Source organism: Stenotrophomonas sp. 21LCFQ19 (genome assembly GCF_056861425.1).
Window position 1 is genome coordinate 51848 of sequence record NZ_JBSPUF010000013.1, and the last position, 17618, is coordinate 69465.

Below are 17618 nucleotides of genomic sequence, written 5' to 3' on the forward strand. Positions count from 1 at the left end.
GTTCAGTGCTGCAGCAGCGCGTACAGCGTCGCCGCAACCGCCAGCAGCGATGCGCTGACCACGGCGCTGCGCCCGAACATGCTCTGATAGATCCAGGACGGACCCTTGCGGCCATGGCGAGCCGCATCACGGGCAAGCATCGGTGCCATCACGCGCGGCAGCGTGACCAGGTACTGGTAGTTCAATACGGCCATGCCTATTGCCAGGGTCAGCAGTCCGCCAACCAGACCCATGCGGAACACTACGCCGGCCATGGCGCAGATGCAGAACACGAAGGCGCCGATGGTGTGCAGGCGCATGAAACGGCGAACACGCTGGGTTTCCTCCGGCGTCTCGGCATAGTGCAGCAGGTAGAGATTGGTGAGATAGGCCCCGAGCGTGCCAAACACGACTGCGCCGGCCACTATCCATAGATCGAAAGGATTCGGGAACAGCGCATTTACGGTAGCGCCGAGTGTTCCTGCGGCCGCGCCGCTGCCGGCGGTGTTGATGCCAAGACTGCCGATTCCCAGTTTGCCAGCACTGGTGCCTGCAACTCCTGCGCCACTGGCAATGATCGCAGCGCTGGCTACGCCAGGCGCAGCCAACATCAGCGCCGAGCTGACCAAGGCAGCGAAAGCGGCGCTCGGCGCAGAGCTGCGGGCGAATTCACCGAAGCGCTTGAGCATCTCCTCGCGCACGCTGGCACGAGCGCGCGACAGACGCTTGCGCACAGCAGCATCGCTCAGGCCCAGCAGCATAGCCACCTGCTGCGAACTCTGCCCTTCGCGGTAGTACAGCAGCAACGCTTCGCGGCTGTCCTCGGGCAGGGCCGAGATGATTTCCTCGGCGACCAGTTCTTCCTCCACCCGCGCCATCGCGTCGACCCCGTTGGGCGAGGGATCGGCGGCCATGCTGATGGCGATTTCCGCAGCCTCGCCGCTGAGCGGACGGTTGCGGTTGGCGCGCAGCCAGTCGCGGGCCAGGTTGCGGGTGATCTGCCGCAGCCAGGGCAGGAAGCTGGAACTGTTGTTGAGCTGGGTGAGCTGCTGCCAGGCCTTGATGAAGGCTTCCTGGGCGATGTCCTCGCTGGCCTGCACATCGCGGGTGATGGCCAGGGCGATGGCGGTTACCGTGTTCTGGCAGGCCATCACGATGCGCCCATAGGACTGCGTGCAGCCCTGGCGGGCGGCAGGCAGCTCGTTCTGCAGCAGAATCTCCAGCGTTTCGGTGCTCATCGGACAGGCCTTTTCGACGGTACTGCCAAACAGGACGGGCACCGAAGCCCGATGTGACCGATTATTTTTCCGGTGCCGGTGCCGGTGCCGGTGCCGGTGCGGGCGGGGTGTCGGGCTGGGACTGGATGCGCACGCGGAACTCGTCTTCGCCCGGTTGCGGCTGGGCCGGTTGCACCTGTGCCGGGTTGGCCGGGGCCGTGGCTGCAGGCGCGGGCGCAGTGCGATGGCGCATCATGATCACCAGCGCCACACCGGCAATCACCACCAGCAGGGCGATGCGGATGCGCCACGCCCAGCTGCGGCCATTGCCGGCCTCGGCGGGGGCTTCGCGGAAGGCGTATTCGGCGGTGGGATGGTCGCGGCGGGTGGTGTCGAGCAGGCGCTTGTCGCGCAGGATTTCACGCGCCCGCGGCTGGTCATTGGCATGCACCACCCAGACCGAAGGCAGGTTCTCGTTGTTGACCTTGTCGGTATAGCTGAACTGGCCGCGGCGCTTGCTGTGGTACGAGCGGCCGTTGGTGACGCGGACCTCGATGCCTGCATCACGCAGGATCTCCGCCACGCCCTCGGCGTTCTCGACGCGCTGGCTGCTGAAAATCTTGCGCATGGTTCAGCCCTTGCTCGCTTCGTTGTCGTCGGGGGTCACGCGGATCAGGCCTTCCTGTGCGGTGCTGGCGACCAGCACGCCGTCGCGGGTATAGAACTGGCCACGCGCCAGGCCGCGCGAGTCCTGCGCGCTGGGGCTGTCCAGCGAGTACAGCAGCCAGTCGTCGGCGCGGAACGGGCGGTGGAACCAGATCGCATGGTCGAGCGAGGCCATCTGCACATGCGGCTGGTAGTAGCTGATGCCGTGCGGGAAGGTGGCCGTGCCGAGCAGATGGAAGTCGGAGGCATAGGCCAGCAGCGCCTGGTGCAGCTCCGGCGCATCGCCGATCTTCTCGTTCAAGCGCAGCCACACCTGGTGATAGGGCGGGCGCTTGGGCGGGTTCAGTTCGTCGCGCGGATAGACGTGGCGGAATTCGAACGGACCGCCGCGCGAGAGCCAGCGCTGCACCTTTACCGGCAAGCGCTCCAGCACATCGGCCGGCAGTGGACGGCTCGGTTCGATGTCCTCGGGCTGCGGCACATCCGGCATCTTGTGCTGGTGTTCTGCACCACGCTCGGCCTGCTGGAACGAGGCCGCGCAGAAGAAAATCACCTTGCCGTGCTGGATGGCGGTGACCCGGCGCACCGAGAAGCTGCCGCCATCGCGGGTGCGGTCCACGTCATAGACGATGGGGTGGTCGATGTTGCCGGCACGCAGGAAATAAGCGTGCAGCGAATGCACGTGACGGCCGTTCTCGACCGTGGCCTGTGCGGCGGCCAGCGCCTGCCCCAGCACCTGCCCGCCGAACACATATTTGGTGCCGATATCGCGGCTCTGGCCGCGGAACAGGTTGTCCTCCAGCCGCTCCAGCGACAGCAGGTCAATCAGTTCGGAGACCACGGGTTCAGGCGTGTTGGACAAGGCGGCGGCCTTCTTTTCGACAGGCCGCGATTATAGGCGAGCGGGGACGGGGCAACGCAGGCAGGTCAGCACCCGGCATGCCGCCGTTGCCAATCCCCAATCCCAACTCCCGAATCCCTAGTTCTTGCCCAGGCGAGCCGCCAAGGCCTGCAAAGCGCCCTGCGCATCCGGCGAGAACCACGCCTCGACAAAGCGTTCCAGCTGGATGTGTTCGGCCTGCATGGCTTCATGCAGGTCGGCGCGGGCGATGGCGCGGGTCTGCAGCATCGGCTGCGGCGGCAGCTTGAGCTGGGTCTGCAGCCAGCCGATGGCGCGATCGACCACCTGCGCTGCGCCGTCAGCCAGTTCATCGACCAGGCCGATTTCCAGGGCGCGTTCGGCGCTGACCAGCTGGCCGCCGGTCAACAACACGCCGGCGCGATGGTGGCCGACCACGCGGCGCATCAGGCGCTGGATGCCTTCCGGCGCGACCAGACCGACCTGTACCTCGTTCAGACCGATCACATAGGGCTTGGCCGGGTCGGTGCTGCGCGCCATCACCCGGTAATCGCAGCACAGTGCCAGCACGCAGCCGCCGGCCGGCGAGTGGCCGGTCAGTGCGGCTACCACCGGCACGCGGCTTTCAGCCAATACCCGTGCAGCGCCGAAGAACGCCTGCCAGCTGTCCATCAGCTTGCGCTTGTCATCGCCATGCGAGAGCAGGTGCGGCACGTCCATGCCGCCGGTGAAGATGCGCTCGCTGCCGGACAACACGATGCCATGCACGTCGTCGGTCATGGCCAGGGTGACGGCGGCAATCAGGGCACGGCAGAGTTCGGTATCTAGTGCGTTGACCGGTGGCCGTGCCAGGCGCAGTTCACGGATGGGGCCATGGTTGATCACTTCGATGAGCGTGGTCATGCTGCGGATTCTCGTACGGCAAGGAGTCGTGGGCTGATGATAACCAAACCATTCGTGTGCGTACTGTTGGCCTTGGGTGCGTTCGAGGCGGCTGCAGCACCGGCTTGCGTGAGCGTGGAGCAGGGCTGGGTGCGCTTGACCCCGGCGGCGACTCGAATGGCCGCCGGATTTGCGCGCATCCGCAACGGCTGCGCCAGCGAGGTGGTTGTCATCGGTGCGGGCAGCAAGGCCTTTGGCGATGTGTCGCTGCATGAAACCACGGTGACGGAAGGCGTCAGCCGGATGCGCGAGATCGAACGCTTGCCGATTGCCGCGGGCGCGTCGGCCGAGCTGAAGCCCGGCGGTCTGCACTTGATGTTGATGCAGCCGGAAGTGGCGCTGGCGGAGGGCGTGCAGCTGCCCTTGCGGCTGAGCCTGGAAGATGGAACCAAGGTGGACGGCATGCTGCAGGTACGGCGCGAGGCGCCTGCGCGTTGATCAGGCCTGGGTCTGTTTCAGCCAGTCGCGCGGCGACATTCCGGTCTTGGCGCTGAACACTCGCGACAGTGCCGAGGCATTGGCATAACCGAGTTCGTCGGCCAGCGTCTTGATCGGCCGGCCTTGTCGCAGCCGGCGTTGGGCCAGCGCGATGCGCCAATCGGTGAGGTAATCCAGCGGTGTCTGCCCGACGATGTCGCGAAAGCTGTTGGCAAATGCAGTGCGCGACATGCCGGCCTGTTCGGCGAGGCTGCTCAATGTCCAGCTCTCGCCGGGACGATCGTGCATGGCGGCCAAGGCGCGCGACAGACGCTGATCCGACAGCCCGGTGATGAAGCCGGCGGGTACTCCTGCTTCCTGCGGATGATCCAGTAGCCAGCGCAGCAGCTGGATGACCACGACTTCGAACAGGCGATCGGTCAGCAGCCGCTGGCCGCAGCGGACGTTGTCGGTCTCGTTGAACAGCAGTTCCAGCGTCATTGCCAGGCCGGGGATGCGTGCCAACGGCAATGCGATCAGCGAGGGCAGGCCACGCACCAGCGGATGCGCAATGCCGCCATCGAAGTCCAGGCGTGCACAGGTGAAATCGGCGCCCTCGCGTGGCGGGTTGTGGAAGCGATGGCTGAACGGTCGCGGATAGAACAGCAGTGTCGGCTCCTCGAAGTGCATCGAGGCCGGGATATCGCGGCTGCCGGGATGGCTGACCTCGAGCTGGCCACGCCGCAGTACGTGCAGATAGGCATGGCCTTCGCCCGCATCGAAGCTGGTCAGCCCGCACAGCGGGCCGGAGTGAAACAGCTGGGCCTGGAAGCGGAAGTTTTCCAGGACGCCAGCCAGGCGATCCACGGGCGGAAGGCTGCTCATCTGTATCAATTGGTTTGTTTGATGGACTAATCGTATCAAATGGTTCTGATTCGGGCGGGATACTTCTTTCACGGGCTGATGGCCCGGCAACCACCCCAACCGATCAGGAGATCACCATGTCACGCATCAATCTGGAAACCCGGACCGCCCCCGCCGCCAGCCAGCCGCTGCTGGCGCAGATCCACCAGGCCTTCGGCGCGACGCCGAACATGTTCAAGGCAGTGTCCAATTCCCCGGCCGCCCTGCAGAGCATGTGGGCTGCGTTTGGCGCGCTGGGCAAGGGCAGCCTTGGCAGCAAGCTCGGCGAGCAGATCGCCGTCGCCATCGCCAACCGCAACAGTTGCGAGTACTGCCTGGCCGCGCATACCGTGCTGGGGCAGAAGGCGGGTGCCAGCGCGGCTGAGATGGCATCGGCACAGGTGGGGCAGTCCGAAGACGCGCGTACCGCTGCGGCACTGCGCTTCGCGCTGAAAGTAGTGGAACAGCGTGCGCAGCTGGATGACGCCGATGTGGCCGAGCTGCGCAGCGTGGGTTTTGGTGACGAGCAGATCGTCGAGATTCTCGCGCATGTGGCGTTGAACCTGTTCACCAACTACATCAACGTGGCGCTGGATGTGCCGGTGGATTTTCCGAAGGTTGCTTTGAAGTAAGGCTGCGCGAACGCGGGGAGGTCCCCGTGATGCCTGCAATTGCAATTGAAGCCCCTCTCCCACCGGGAGAGGGGTTGAGGTGAGGGTAGGAGCGAAGCGCCGCGCTGCCAACAACGCCAGTGCTGAACCGACCCTCATCCGCCCCTTCGGGGCACCTTCTCCCGGAGGGAGAAGGGTCAGGCGGGATCAGCTCGAAGCACCCCGAACAGCCTCCGGCAAGGGCGCACTCTTGCCGGTCTGCGTATCCATCCAGACCACCACCACGTTGCCGTCCGAATACAGCTTGCTGTCGTCCTTCTGGTCAACAATGCGGTGACCAATGGTCACGCTGCTGTTGCCCAGGCGCTCGACAAACAACTCGACCACGATGTCGTTCGGCCACACGATCGGCAGGCGATAGTTGATGTTGGTATTGGCCACCACCGGTGCGATGCGGTCGGTCATCGACACGCCTTCCACGCCCAGCATCCAGCGCACGCGCGCCTCTTCCAGATACGAAACGTACTTGGCGTTGTTGACGTGGCCCATCGAGTCCATGTCACGCCAGCGCACGCTGATCGGTACGCGGGCCAGTTGCTTGTGTTCGTTGCTCATTTTGCAGCCTTCTTCTTGGCGGGGGCGGCAGCCTTCTTGGCTGCGGCTTTCTTGACCGGCTTCTCCTTGCGCGGCGGACGCGCATCAGGCTTGTTGGCCACGGCCGCCGGTTGTTCCGGGCGCGCGCTGGTCGAGGGCAGCATCTTGGCCAGGAACTGGCCGGTGTAGGAGTCCGGATGTGCCGCCACGTCTTCCGGCGTGCCGGTGACCAGAACCGTGCCGCCACGATGGCCACCCTCGGGGCCGAGATCTACGATCCAGTCCGCAGTCTTGATCACGTCCAGATTGTGCTCGATCACCACCACGGTGTTGCCCTCGTCGCGCAGCTTGTGCAGCACGCCGAGCAGGGCCTCGATGTCGTGGAAGTGCAGGCCGGTGGTCGGCTCGTCGAGGATGTACAGGGTGCGGCCGGTATCGCGGCGGGACAGTTCCTTGGACAGCTTCACGCGCTGTGCTTCACCACCAGACAGCGTGGTCGCGCTCTGGCCCAGCTTGATGTAGCTCAGGCCGACGTCCATCAGCGTTTCCAGCTTGCGTGCGATCGACGGTACCGGCTCAAACAGGCGCAGTGCATCTTCGACGGTCATTTCCAGCACGTCGTTGATGTTGAAGCCCTTGTAGAGGATCTCCAGCGTCTCGCGGTTGTAGCGCTTGCCGTGGCAGACGTCGCAAGGCACATACACGTCCGGCAGGAAGTGCATTTCCACCTTGATCAGGCCATCGCCCTGGCAGGCTTCGCAGCGGCCGCCGCGCACGTTGAAGCTGAAACGGCCTGGCGAGTAACCACGCGCACGCGCCTCCGGCACCTGCGCGTACAGTTCACGCAGCGGCGTGAACAGGCCGGTATAGGTTGCCGGGTTGGAGCGCGGGGTGCGGCCGATTGGCGACTGGTCGATGTCGACGACCTTGTCGAACAGGTCCAGCCCCTCGACGCTCTTGTACTTGGCGATGGGGTGCGAAGAACCGTTGATCTCGTTGGCCGCCAGCGAGAACAAGGTGTCGTTGATCAGCGTCGACTTACCCGAGCCGGACACGCCGGTGACGCAGGTCAGCAGGCCGGACGGAATATCCAGGTCCACGTTCTTCAGGTTGTTGCCGCTGGCGCCACGCAGGCGCAGCGTCATCTTCGGGTTGGGCTTGTGGCGGCGCGCCGGGATCTCGATCTGGCGTTTGCCGGACAGGTACTGGCCGGTCAGTGAGCGCGGTGCATCCAGCAGGTCCTGCAGCTGGCCCTGGCCGACGATTTCGCCGCCGTGCACGCCAGCGCCCGGGCCGATATCGACCACGTAATCGGCCAGCCGGATCGCGTCTTCGTCGTGTTCGACCACGATCACCGTATTGCCCAGGTCACGCAGGCGGGTGAGGGTACCGAGCAGGCGCTCGTTGTCACGCTGGTGCAGGCCGATGGACGGCTCGTCGAGCACGTACATCACGCCGACCAGGCCGGCACCGATCTGCGAAGCCAGGCGGATACGCTGCGCTTCACCGCCGGACAAGGTGTCGGCCTTGCGCTCCAGGGTGAGGTAGTCCAGGCCGACGTCGACCAGGAAGCCGAGTCGCTCACCGATTTCCTTGACGATCTTGGTGGCGATCTCGCCACGCCAACCGGGCAGGCTCAGCTCGCTGAAGAAGCGCTTGGCTTCGTCGATCGGCAGCACCGCGATTTCCGGCAGCGGGCGGTCGGCGACAAACACGTTGCGCGCGGCCTTGTTCAAGCGCGCGCCCTTGCACTCCGGGCACGGCCGCGAGCTGATGTACTTGGCCAGCTCCTCACGCACCGCAGGCGATTCGGTCTCGCGGTAACGGCGCTCAAGGTTGGGGATGATGCCTTCGAAGCGGTGCTTGCGCTGGTTGCGACCACCGGCTTCGGTGAAATAGGTGAAGGTGATCTGCTCTTCGCCGCTGCCGTACAGCACGGCCTGCTTCACGTTGTCCGGCAGCGACTGCCAGCTGGCATCGACGTCGAATTTGTAGTGCTTGGCCAGCGAGGCGATCAGCTGGAAGTAGTAGGCATTGCGACGGTCCCAGCCACGCACCGCACCGGCGGCCAGCGACAGCTCCGGATGCACGACCACGCGGTTCGGGTCGAAGAACTCGGCCACGCCCAGGCCATCGCAGCCCGGGCAGGCGCCGACCGGCGAGTTGAACGAGAACAGGCGCGGTTCCAGCTCCGGCAGCGCGTAATCGCAGACCGGGCAGCTGTACTTGGAGGAGAACAGCTGCGGGGTGCTGTCGGCGGCATCCAGGGTCATCACCGTGGCCATGCCATCGCCCAGCTTGAGCGCGGTTTCAAAGCTTTCGGCCAGGCGCTGCTTGATGTCTTCGCGCGGACGGAAACGATCCACCACGGCCTCGATGGTGTGCTTCTGGCGCAGGGGCAGCGCCGGCACTTCATCGATCTCATACAGCTCGCCATCAACGCGCACGCGCACGAAGCCCTGCGCACGCAGCTGGTCGAAGACCTGCGCATGCTCGCCCTTGCGATCGCGGATGACCGGCGCCAGCAGCATGTAGCGTTGCTCCGGATCCAGGGTCAGCACCTGGTCGACCATCTGGCTGACGGTCTGCGCTTCCAGCGGGTAGCCATGGTCCGGGCAGCGCGGGCTGCCGACGCGGGCGTAGAGCAGGCGCAGGTAGTCGTAGATCTCGGTGATGGTGCCGACGGTGGAGCGCGGGTTATGCGAGGTCGACTTCTGCTCGATGGAGATCGCCGGCGACAGGCCTTCGATGTGGTCCAGGTCGGGCTTCTCCATCACGCTCAGGAACTGCCGCGCATACGCCGACAGCGACTCGACATAGCGGCGCTGGCCCTCGGCATAGATGGTGTCGAACGCCAGCGAGGACTTGCCCGAGCCGGACAGGCCGGTGATCACGATCAGTTTGTCGCGGGGCAGGTCGAGGTCGATGTTCTTGAGGTTGTGCGTCCGCGCACCGCGGATGCGGATGAAATCCATCGCCATGGGAAATCCGATTTGGACTGCTGCCGGCTGGGCCGGTAGCAGGAGGTGTGGGGGCGTCGCTGACGGCAGTCAATCAGCCTAGCGGCCTTGTGATTTGGGGGCAATTGCCAGTTTTGCCAGTGCTGTTTCCCGCCAGTGGGCCGGATGCCGGCTGCGGGCCTGAACCGGGGTTCAGGCCTGGCGGGTCAGGGCAGGGGGTGGGTTGACCCGAGCTCGGTCTGCCCGGTAAAATCCCGCTTCTGTCCGCCCTCGATGGCGGGCAAGGCGACCACAATAACTACAGAGGAAGTCTGGTCATGTATGCAGTTCTGGTAACTGGCGGTAAGCAGTACCGCGTCGTTCAGGGTGAAACCCTGCGCGTGGAAAAACTCGAAGTCGAAGCTGGCAACGAGATCAAGTTTGACAACATCCTGATGCTCGGCGATGCCGACGGCATCAAGCTGGGTGACGCGCTGAAGGGCGCTTCGGTGACCGCCAAGGTCGTGGCCCACGGCCGCGCCGACAAGGTCCGGATCATCAAGTTCCGTCGCCGCAAGCACCACATGAAGCGTCAGGGTCACCGTCAGTACTACACCGAAATCGAAATCACCGGCATCGCCGGCTAATTGCTAAGGAGAATCCGTCATGGCACATAAAAAGGGCGTAGGTTCCTCGCGCAACGGTCGCGATTCCAACCCGAAATACCTCGGCGTCAAGATCTTCGGTGGCCAGGCCATCGAAGCTGGCAACATCATCGTGCGTCAGCGCGGCACCCAGTTCCACCCGGGTGCAGGCGTCGGCCTGGGCCGTGACCACACGCTGTTCGCGCTGGTCGATGGCAAGGTTGAGTTCACGGTGAAGGGTGCCAACAAGCGCCGTACCGTCAGCGTTGTCACGGAAGCTTAATTCCGTACACGCAAGCCGCCCATACTCCGGTGTGGGCTGCTGACGAGAGCCCCGCTTCGGCGGGGTTTTTCGTTGGAACCCCGACATTCCGGGGTGCAGGGCCGATAATGGGCTGTACCTGCTTCTGTTATTCCCCAATCCCCATTTCCCAATCCCGGCGTTAAATTCATGAAACTTGTAGACGAAGCGGAGATCGAAGTCATCGCTGGCAAAGGCGGCAATGGCTGTATCGGCTTTCGCCGCGAAAAGTTCATTCCGCTCGGTGGTCCGGATGGTGGCGATGGCGGCAATGGCGGCAGCGTCTGGATCCGTGCCGACGAGAACCTGAACACCCTGGTCGACTTCCGTCATGACCGCATCTTCAAGGCGCAGCGTGGCGAGAACGGCATGGGCCGTCAGGCTTATGGCAAGGGCGGCGAAGACCTGGTCATCACCGTGCCGGTCGGCACCGTGGTGATGAACGTCGACACCGACGAAGTCATTGGCGACATGACCACGCATGGCGACCGCCTGCTGGTGGCCAAGGGCGGCAAGGGTGGCCTCGGCAACATGCACTTCAAGAGCTCCACCAACCGCGCACCGCGTCAGGCGCTGCCGGGTGAAGAGGGCGAGGAGCGCCTGCTCAAGCTGGAGCTGAAGCTGCTGGCCGACGTGGGCCTGCTGGGCTTCCCGAATGCGGGCAAGAGCACCTTGATCCGCGCTGTTTCGGCGGCAACGCCGAAGGTCGCTGATTACCCGTTCACCACCTTGTACCCGAACCTGGGTGTGGTGAAGGTCGAGAATTACCGCAGCTTCGTGATCGCCGATATTCCGGGCCTGATCGAAGGTGCGGCTGATGGTGCTGGCCTGGGTGCGCAGTTCCTGCGCCATCTGCAGCGCACCCGTCTGTTGCTGCACCTCGTCGACATCTCGCCGATGGAAGGTGGGGTTGAGGGCATCTCCCCGGTTGAGCAGGTGCGTGCGATCGAGCGCGAGCTGGGCAAGCATGACCCGGAGCTGCTGGAGAAGCCGCGTTGGCTGGTGCTGAACAAGGCCGACCTGATGTTCGAGGACGAGGCCAAGGCAGCGGCTGAGCAGATCATCAAGGAGCTTGGTTGGACCGGCCCGTGGTATCTGGTGTCGGCGCTGGGTCGTGAAGGTACTTGGCCGATCATGAAGGACATCATGGCCTTCTTTGATCAGCAGAAGATTCTGGAAGCTGAAGAGCGTCACGCCGCGGGCGAATAAGCTTTTTGCTGATGCTTGATGCTTGATGCTTGATGCGTGAGGAAAACCCGGCGAAAGCCGGGTTTTTTGTTTCGGCTTTGGCTTTGGTTGTGGTTGTGGTTGTGGCTTGCGCTTGAAGCCCCTCTCCCGCCTGCGGGAGAGGGGTTGGGGTGAGGGCAGGCTTTTGCTTGAAAATCCAAATCCAAATCCAAATCCAAATCCAAATCCAAATCCAAATCCAGATCAAAGGCCCCCTCATCCGCCCTTCGGGTACCTTCTCCCGCAAGCGGGAGAAGGGAGTTGTTCAGGCTTTTCTGAGGAGGCTCAAAGCCAAAGCCAAAGCCAAAGCCAAAGCCAAAGCCAAAGCCAAGGTTGGGTAGGGGGTATCTGCCTCGCGTCCCGAAAATCGCCCAACAAAAAACCCGACACAAGGTCGGGTTTTTCATGCCGGGAGTCTTGCGACTCCTGGTGATCGCGCGGATCAGGCAGCCTTGATGGCCTTGATACGAGCGGTCAGACGGCTCTTATGACGCGCAGCCTTGTTCTTGTGAATCAGGCCACGGGCGCTGAAACGGTCGAGGATCGGCTGGGCGACGGCAAAGGCTGCCTCGGCGCCAGCGGCGTCGTTGGCATCCAGAGCCTTGATCACCTTCTTGACGGCGGTGCGCAGCATCGAACGCTGAGCCGTGTTGCGCGCGTTGCGCACAACGGTCTGCTTGGCGCGCTTCTTGGCGGACTTGATATTGGCCACAGTGGTGGTTTCCTGAAAATCGGTGTGGTGGGAACAGCAAGCATGCAAGTATGATGGCTGACTGAAAGAACGTCAAGTCAAGTTGTCAAGAGGAAGATGCATGAGCGGTCGTCTGCTCAAATCCACTGCCGTATTCAGTTCCATGACGTTCCTGTCACGTATCAGCGGATTGATCCGCGACCAAGTTTACGCCCATGTGTTCGGTGCCAGCGCGGCAATGGACGCTTTTGTGGTCGCGTTCAGGATTCCCAACTTCATGCGCCGCCTTTCCGCCGAGGGCTCATTCTCGATGGCGTTCGTGCCGGTATTGGCCGAATACAAGGCCAAGGGTGATCACGCCGCCGTAAAGGCGCTGGTCGACAGGGTGACGGGCGTGCTGACGGGGGCGCTGCTGTTGATGACAGCCGTCGCCATCCTGCTGGCGCCCTGGCTGATGCGGGTGTTCGCGCCGGGGTTTGCGCCAGGCAGTGAACAGGCCGAACTGGCCACGTTGATGCTGCAGATCACCTTCCCCTATGCCCTGTTCATCTCGCTGGCGTCGCTGGTGGGTGGGGTGCTCAACAGCTACCAGAAGTTCGCCATACCCGCGCTCTCACCGATCCTGCTCAATATTTCCATGATCGCTGCGGCGCTGTGTCTGGTCCCGCACATGAAGGCCTGGGGCTATGAGCCGGTGCTGGCCTTGGCCTGGGGCGTGTTCGTGGCGGGTATCCTGCAGCTCGCCTTCCAGTTGCCGTCGCTGGCAAAACTGGGGCTGTTGCCGCGGCCCAGGTTCGATCTGGCCCATGCCGGCGTACGCAAGATCATGAGGCTGATGGTGCCGACGTTGTTCGGCTCGTCGGTGGCCCAGGTCAACCTGTTGTTCAATACGCTGGCGGCCTCGATGCTGATGGGCGGCAGCGTGACCTGGCTGTACTACAGCGACCGCCTGCTGGAGTTCCCGCTGGGCATGTTCGGTGTCGCCATTGGTACGGTGATCCTGCCGCATCTGTCCAGTCGCCACGCCAGCTCGGATCCGGAAGGCTATTCCAAGGGCCTGGATTGGGGCTTCCGACTGTGTCTTTTGATCGGCGTGCCGGCCTGTATCGGGCTGGTGCTGTGCGCGCAGCCGCTGCTGGCAACTCTGTTCCAGTACGGTCGGTTCTCCGAACAGGACATGCTGATGAGCAGTCTGAGCCTGATGGCGCAGTCGCTGGCAGTGCCTGCGTTCCTGCTGGTCAAGGTGCTGGCACCGGCCTTCTACTCGCGCCAGGACACGCGCACGCCAGTGAAGGCGGCGGTGGCCTCGATCATCATCAATATCGTCTGTACGGTACTGCTGTTTGTCGCCATGTTCTCCTTCAGCCCCATGGGACAGGCTGCACTTGTCGCCGCCGATGGTCAGTGGCTGCCTGCGCTCAAGAAGGTGGAAGGTGCGCACGCGTTGCTGGCGCTGTCGATTGCCGTTGCCGGCTGGGCCAACGCCTTGCAGCTATGGTGGTACCTGCGCCGGGCGCAGGTGTACCAGTCGCAGGCTGGCTGGGGGCGGTTCCTCCTGCAGTTGGTGGTGGCCAGCGTCTTGATGCTGGTGGCCGTGGTGGCGCTGCGGCTGTTCTGGTCGGATTGGACGGCCTGGGCCTGGTGGGAACGTGGCTGGCGTCTGGCAGTACTGGTTGGCACCGGCGGCGCGGTCTATGCCGCCGGCCTGCTGCTGATGGGCTACCGGCCGCGCGAGCTGCGTGGCCAGTAAGCCGACAGCATGGCCGGCCCCGTTATACTTCAGGGCTACACACGACAGAACCGGCCCGTATGGGCCGGATCCGGATGGAATGAGCAGGCTTTTTAGAGACGTCGAAGGCGGGGTGTTGTTCCCGCAGGGAAGCGTGGTCTGCATTGGTGCCTTCGATGGCCTGCACCTGGGCCATCGGGCGCTGGTGCGCCACGCGGTTGCCCGTGCCCGCTCCTTGGGTGTGCCGGCCGTAGCCTTGGGCTTCGAGCCGCTGCCGCGTGAGTTCTTTGCCAAGGACAACCCGCCGCCGCGGCTGATGCTGGCGCGTGACAAGGTCGCTACCCTGCGTGAGCTGGGGGTCGACAGCGTCGGCCTGCTGCGCTTTGACGCCAAGATGGCGGCGATCACCGCCGAGGACTTCGTCCGCGACATGCTGGTGCGCCGCCTCGGTGCGCGTGAAGTCTGGATCGGTCCCAAGTTCCATTTCGGCAACCGCCGTGGCGGCGATATCGCGCTGCTGCAGGCGATGGGCGCCGAGCTGGGTTTTGCTGCCGGCGAGATCGAGCCGGTGCACCTGAACGGTGAGCGCATTTCCAGCACCCGTATCCGCGAGCTGATCGTGGCTGGCGAGTTCGCCCATGCCGGCGAGTTGCTGGGCCGTCCGTATTCGATTGGCGGGCGGGTCGTGCGCGGGCGCCAGCTCGGGCGCACCCTGGGCTTCCCCACCGCCAACTTGCGTTTCCCGAAAACACCCGCACTTTCTGGTATCTACGCTACGTGGGTGCACGGCGTGTTCGAGCAGCCATGGCCGTCGGTGTCGAGCTTCGGCACGCGCCCCACGGTTGAAGGTGTGGAGCCGCTGCTTGAGGCACATCTGTTCGACTTCAATGGCGACCTGTACGGCCGTCACATCGAAGTGGAGTTCGTGGCCAAGCTGCGGGATGAAGAGAAGTTCAACGGTCTGCCGGCATTGACCGAGCAGATGCACCGCGACGCAGAACAGGCGCGTCGCATCCTCAACGAACACAGATTGCGAGCTACCGCGTGAGCCAGGATTACAAAGCCACCCTCCATCTGCCAGCAACGGAATTCCCGATGCGCGGCGACCTGCCCAAGCGTGAGCCGGGCATCCTGGCACGTTGGGAAGAGCAGGGTATTTACGCGCAGCTTCGCGAGAATGCGAAGGGCCGCCCGCTGTTCGTGCTGCACGACGGCCCGCCGTATGCCAATGGCCAGATCCACCTGGGTCATGCGGTCAACAAGATCCTCAAGGACATCATCGTCAAGTCGCGTTACCTCGACGGCTTCGATGCGCCCTATATCCCGGGCTGGGACTGCCATGGCCTGCCGATCGAGATCGCGGTCGAGAAGAAGTGGGGCAAGGTTGGCGTCAAGCTTGATGCCGAACAGTTCCGCCAGAAGTGCCGTGAGTACGCCGAAGAGCAGATCAACCTGCAGCGCGCAGACTTCAAGCGCCTGGGTGTGATCGGCGACTGGGAGAACCCGTACAAGACGCTGAGCTTCGACTTCGAGGCCAATGAAATCCGTGCGTTGGCCAAGATCGTCGCCAACGGCCACCTGGTGCGCGGCGCCAAGCCGGTGCATTGGTGCTTCGACTGCGGCTCGGCGCTGGCCGAAGCTGAAATCGAATACCAGGACAAGACCTCGCCGGCCATCGATGTGGCCTATGCCGCGCGCGATTCCAAGGCGCTGGCAGCCAGCTTCGGCGTCGAGCTGCCGGTCGGTGTGGAAGTAGCGGTGCCGATCTGGACCACCACGCCTTGGACGCTGCCGGCTTCGCTGGCGGTGTCGCTGGGTGCGGACATCGAATACGCGCTGGTCGAAGGCCCGGCTCACAACGGCCAGCCGCGCTGGCTGGTGCTGGCCTCGGCGCTGGCTGAGCGCTCGCTGGGCCGCTACGGCGTTGCCGAGGTGGTCGTGCATGGCCATGCCAAGGGTTCGGCGCTGGAGAACCAGCTGCTGGCTCACCCGTTCTATGCCAACCGTGACATCCCGTTGCTCAATGGTGAGCACGTGTCCGATGCCGACGGTACCGGTGCGGTGCATACCGCGCCTGGCCACGGTCAGGAAGATTTCGCGGTCAGCCAGCAGTACGGGCTGATGGACAAGTACAACGCTGGCCAGATCAATCCGGTCGATGGCCGTGGCGTCTACCTGTCGTCGACGCCGCCGGCTGGTACGGTTGAACTGGCTGGCCAGCACCTGTGGAAGGCACAGCCGCTGATCGTCGATGTGCTGCGCGAGAGCGGTGCACTGCTGGCGTTCTTCGAGATCCAGCACAGCTACCCGCATTGCTGGCGCCACAAGACACCGGTGGTGTTCCGCGCCACCCCGCAGTGGTTCATTTCGATGGACAAGGCCAACCTGCGCGACGACGCGATGGCTGCCATCGACAACGTGGGCTGGTTCCCGAGCTGGGGCAAGGCGCGTATCAGCAGCATGGTCGACGGCCGCCCGGACTGGTGCATCAGCCGCCAGCGGACCTGGGGCGTGCCGATTGCCTTGTTCACCCACCGCGAAACCGGCGAGCCGCATCCGCGCAGCGTCGAGTTGATGCAGCAGGTGGCCGACCGCGTGGAGCAGGGCGGCATCGACGTCTGGTATTCGCTGGACGCCACCGAACTGCTCGGCGATGAAGCCGCCCAGTACGAAAAGGTCACCGACATCCTCGATGTCTGGTTCGACTCCGGCGTGACCCACGAAGGCGTGCTGCTGGCACGTGGCTATGGCAAGCCGGCCGACCTGTACCTGGAAGGCTCCGACCAGCACCGCGGCTGGTTCCAGTCCTCGCTGCTGACCGGCGTGGCCATCGACAAGCACGCGCCGTACAAGCAGTGCCTGACCCACGGTTTCACAGTGGACGAGCACGGCCGCAAGATGTCCAAGTCGTTGGGCAACGGCATCGAGCCGCAGGAAATCATGCGCACGCTGGGTGCTGACATCCTGCGTTTGTGGATTGCTTCTGCCGATTACAGCAACGAGATGTCGCTGTCGCAGGAAATCCTCAAGCGCAACGCCGACGCTTACCGTCGCCTGCGTAACACCGCGCGCTTCCTGCTCGGCAACCTGGATGGTTTCGATCCGGCCCAGCACCTGGTTGCATTGCCGGACATGGTCGCCCTGGACCGCTGGATCGTGCATCGCGCGTTCGAGCTGCAGGAGAAGATCAAGGCTGCCTACGCCAACTACAACATGGCCGAGATCGTGCAGCTGCTGCTGAATTTCTGCAGTGTCGACCTGGGCTCGCTGTACCTGGACGTGACCAAGGACCGCCTGTACACGATGCAGGAAGATTCGCGTGGCCGTCGTTCGGCGCAGACGGCGATGTTCCACATCGCCGAAGCGTTCGTGCGTTGGGTTGCGCCGATCCTGACCTTCACCGCCGAAGAGCTGTGGGGCTACCTGCCGGGCAAGCGCGTGGACAACGTGTTGTTCTCCACATGGTATGACGGCCTGGCGCCGTTGCCGGCCGATGCACAGCTGACCGCTGCCGATTTCGACCAGCTGCTGGCGCTGCGCGAGCAGGTCTCCAAGGTGCTGGAGCCGATGCGTGCCAATGGCGCCATCGGTGCGGCGCTGGAAGCCGAGATCACCGTTGCTGCCAACGAAGAGCAGGCCGCACGCTGGCAGCCGCTGGCCGAAGAGCTGCGCTTCCTGTTCATCAGTGGCGATGTCAGCGTGCGTCCGGCCACCACCGATGAGGTGTTTGTCAGTGCGCAGCCGACCGACAAGGCCAAGTGCGTGCGTTGCTGGCATTACCGCGCCGATGTCGGCTCGGTCGAGGCGCATCCGGAGCTATGCGGCCGTTGCGTCAGCAATATCGACGGCGCTGGCGAAAACCGTCGCTGGTTCTAAGCAAGGCTTCAGGCGAAGCGGGT

The 17618-nt window shown here is 64.0% G+C and carries 17 protein-coding genes; 8 read left to right on the forward strand and 9 right to left on the reverse strand.

Going from position 1 to position 17618, the window contains the following annotated elements; all coding sequences use genetic code 11:
* Positions 1-2 precede the first annotated feature (2 nt).
* The 4 genes from AC13FW_RS14840 to AC13FW_RS14855 form a co-directional block, all read right to left on the reverse strand.
* Positions 3-1217, reverse strand: coding sequence for an RNA polymerase sigma factor (locus AC13FW_RS14840; RefSeq protein ID WP_296248199.1), 1215 nt, complete (start codon positions 1215-1217; stop codon positions 3-5).
* Between the two features lie 61 nt (positions 1218-1278).
* A complete protein-coding gene (locus AC13FW_RS14845; RefSeq protein ID WP_482989589.1) occupies positions 1279-1824 on the reverse strand; it encodes a pathogenicity-like protein in 546 nt (181 codons plus the stop codon).
* A gap of 3 nt (positions 1825-1827) precedes the next feature.
* On the reverse strand, positions 1828-2724 hold the full coding sequence (tesB, locus tag AC13FW_RS14850) for an acyl-CoA thioesterase II (RefSeq protein ID WP_282271430.1): 897 nt from the start codon (positions 2722-2724) through the stop codon (positions 1828-1830).
* 117 nt (positions 2725-2841) lie between these two features.
* On the reverse strand, positions 2842-3624 hold the full coding sequence (locus AC13FW_RS14855; protein WP_482989590.1) for an enoyl-CoA hydratase/isomerase family protein: 783 nt from the start codon (positions 3622-3624) through the stop codon (positions 2842-2844).
* Positions 3625-3660: 36 nt separating this feature from the next.
* Between AC13FW_RS14855 and AC13FW_RS14860 the strand changes: the two genes are divergently transcribed.
* A complete protein-coding gene (locus AC13FW_RS14860) occupies positions 3661-4101 on the forward strand; it encodes a copper chaperone PCu(A)C (RefSeq protein ID WP_482989591.1) in 441 nt (146 codons plus the stop codon).
* Here AC13FW_RS14860 and AC13FW_RS14865 read toward each other — a convergent pair whose 3' ends face one another.
* On the reverse strand, positions 4102-4965 hold the full coding sequence (locus AC13FW_RS14865) for a cupin domain-containing protein (protein ID WP_482989592.1): 864 nt from the start codon (positions 4963-4965) through the stop codon (positions 4102-4104).
* Between the two features lie 116 nt (positions 4966-5081).
* Between AC13FW_RS14865 and AC13FW_RS14870 the strand changes: the two genes are divergently transcribed.
* A complete protein-coding gene (locus AC13FW_RS14870; RefSeq protein WP_482989593.1) occupies positions 5082-5615 on the forward strand; it encodes a carboxymuconolactone decarboxylase family protein in 534 nt (177 codons plus the stop codon).
* A 186-nt stretch (positions 5616-5801) separates the two neighbouring features.
* On the opposite strand, the gene AC13FW_RS14875 is transcribed toward AC13FW_RS14870, so the two are convergent.
* Both AC13FW_RS14875 and uvrA read right to left on the reverse strand, forming a co-directional pair.
* Positions 5802-6209 carry an acyl-CoA thioesterase gene (locus AC13FW_RS14875; RefSeq protein ID WP_282271440.1) on the reverse strand — a complete coding sequence of 136 codons (408 nt, stop codon included), beginning with the start codon at positions 6207-6209 and terminating at the stop codon, positions 5802-5804.
* Positions 6206-9169, reverse strand: coding sequence for an excinuclease ABC subunit UvrA (uvrA, locus tag AC13FW_RS14880; RefSeq protein WP_482989594.1), 2964 nt, complete (start codon positions 9167-9169; stop codon positions 6206-6208). Before uvrA ends, AC13FW_RS14875 begins: the two co-directional genes overlap by 4 nt.
* Before the next feature lie 296 nt (positions 9170-9465).
* Between uvrA and rplU the strand changes: the two genes are divergently transcribed.
* The 3 genes from rplU (at position 9466) to obgE (ending at position 11281) form a co-directional block, all read left to right on the forward strand.
* Positions 9466-9774: a 50S ribosomal protein L21 gene (gene rplU, locus AC13FW_RS14885; RefSeq protein ID WP_282269142.1), complete on the forward strand. Its 309-nt coding sequence runs from the start codon at positions 9466-9468 to the stop codon at positions 9772-9774.
* A gap of 19 nt (positions 9775-9793) precedes the next feature.
* Positions 9794-10054, forward strand: a complete 261-nt coding sequence (gene rpmA / locus AC13FW_RS14890; protein ID WP_282269141.1) for a 50S ribosomal protein L27 — start codon at positions 9794-9796, stop codon at positions 10052-10054.
* 168 nt (positions 10055-10222) lie between these two features.
* Positions 10223-11281 carry a GTPase ObgE gene (gene obgE, locus AC13FW_RS14895; RefSeq protein ID WP_481509950.1) on the forward strand — a complete coding sequence of 353 codons (1059 nt, stop codon included), beginning with the start codon at positions 10223-10225 and terminating at the stop codon, positions 11279-11281.
* On the opposite strand, the gene AC13FW_RS14900 is transcribed toward obgE, so the two are convergent.
* Both AC13FW_RS14900 and rpsT read right to left on the reverse strand, forming a co-directional pair.
* The gene (locus tag AC13FW_RS14900) at positions 11263-11706 is read right to left on the reverse strand and encodes a hypothetical protein (protein ID WP_482989595.1); all 444 of its coding nucleotides are present in this window, start codon (positions 11704-11706) and stop codon (positions 11263-11265) included. The two genes, obgE and AC13FW_RS14900, sit on opposite strands and share 19 nt — an antisense overlap.
* A gap of 35 nt (positions 11707-11741) precedes the next feature.
* Positions 11742-12011, reverse strand: coding sequence for a 30S ribosomal protein S20 (gene rpsT / locus AC13FW_RS14905; protein ID WP_057629708.1), 270 nt, complete (start codon positions 12009-12011; stop codon positions 11742-11744).
* 100 nt (positions 12012-12111) lie between these two features.
* Here rpsT and murJ point away from each other — a divergent pair, with 100 nt between their 5' ends.
* The 3 genes from murJ (at position 12112) to ileS (ending at position 17595) form a co-directional block, all read left to right on the forward strand.
* Positions 12112-13740, forward strand: a complete 1629-nt coding sequence (gene murJ / locus AC13FW_RS14910) for a murein biosynthesis integral membrane protein MurJ (RefSeq protein WP_482989596.1) — start codon at positions 12112-12114, stop codon at positions 13738-13740.
* Positions 13741-13819: 79 nt separating this feature from the next.
* Complete coding sequence (locus tag AC13FW_RS14915) at positions 13820-14767, forward strand: bifunctional riboflavin kinase/FAD synthetase (protein WP_482989597.1); 948 nt, start codon at positions 13820-13822, stop codon at positions 14765-14767.
* Complete coding sequence (gene ileS, locus AC13FW_RS14920) at positions 14764-17595, forward strand: isoleucine--tRNA ligase (RefSeq protein ID WP_482989598.1); 2832 nt, start codon at positions 14764-14766, stop codon at positions 17593-17595. The genes AC13FW_RS14915 and ileS overlap by 4 nt, the downstream gene beginning before the upstream one ends.
* Positions 17596-17618 lie beyond the last annotated feature (23 nt).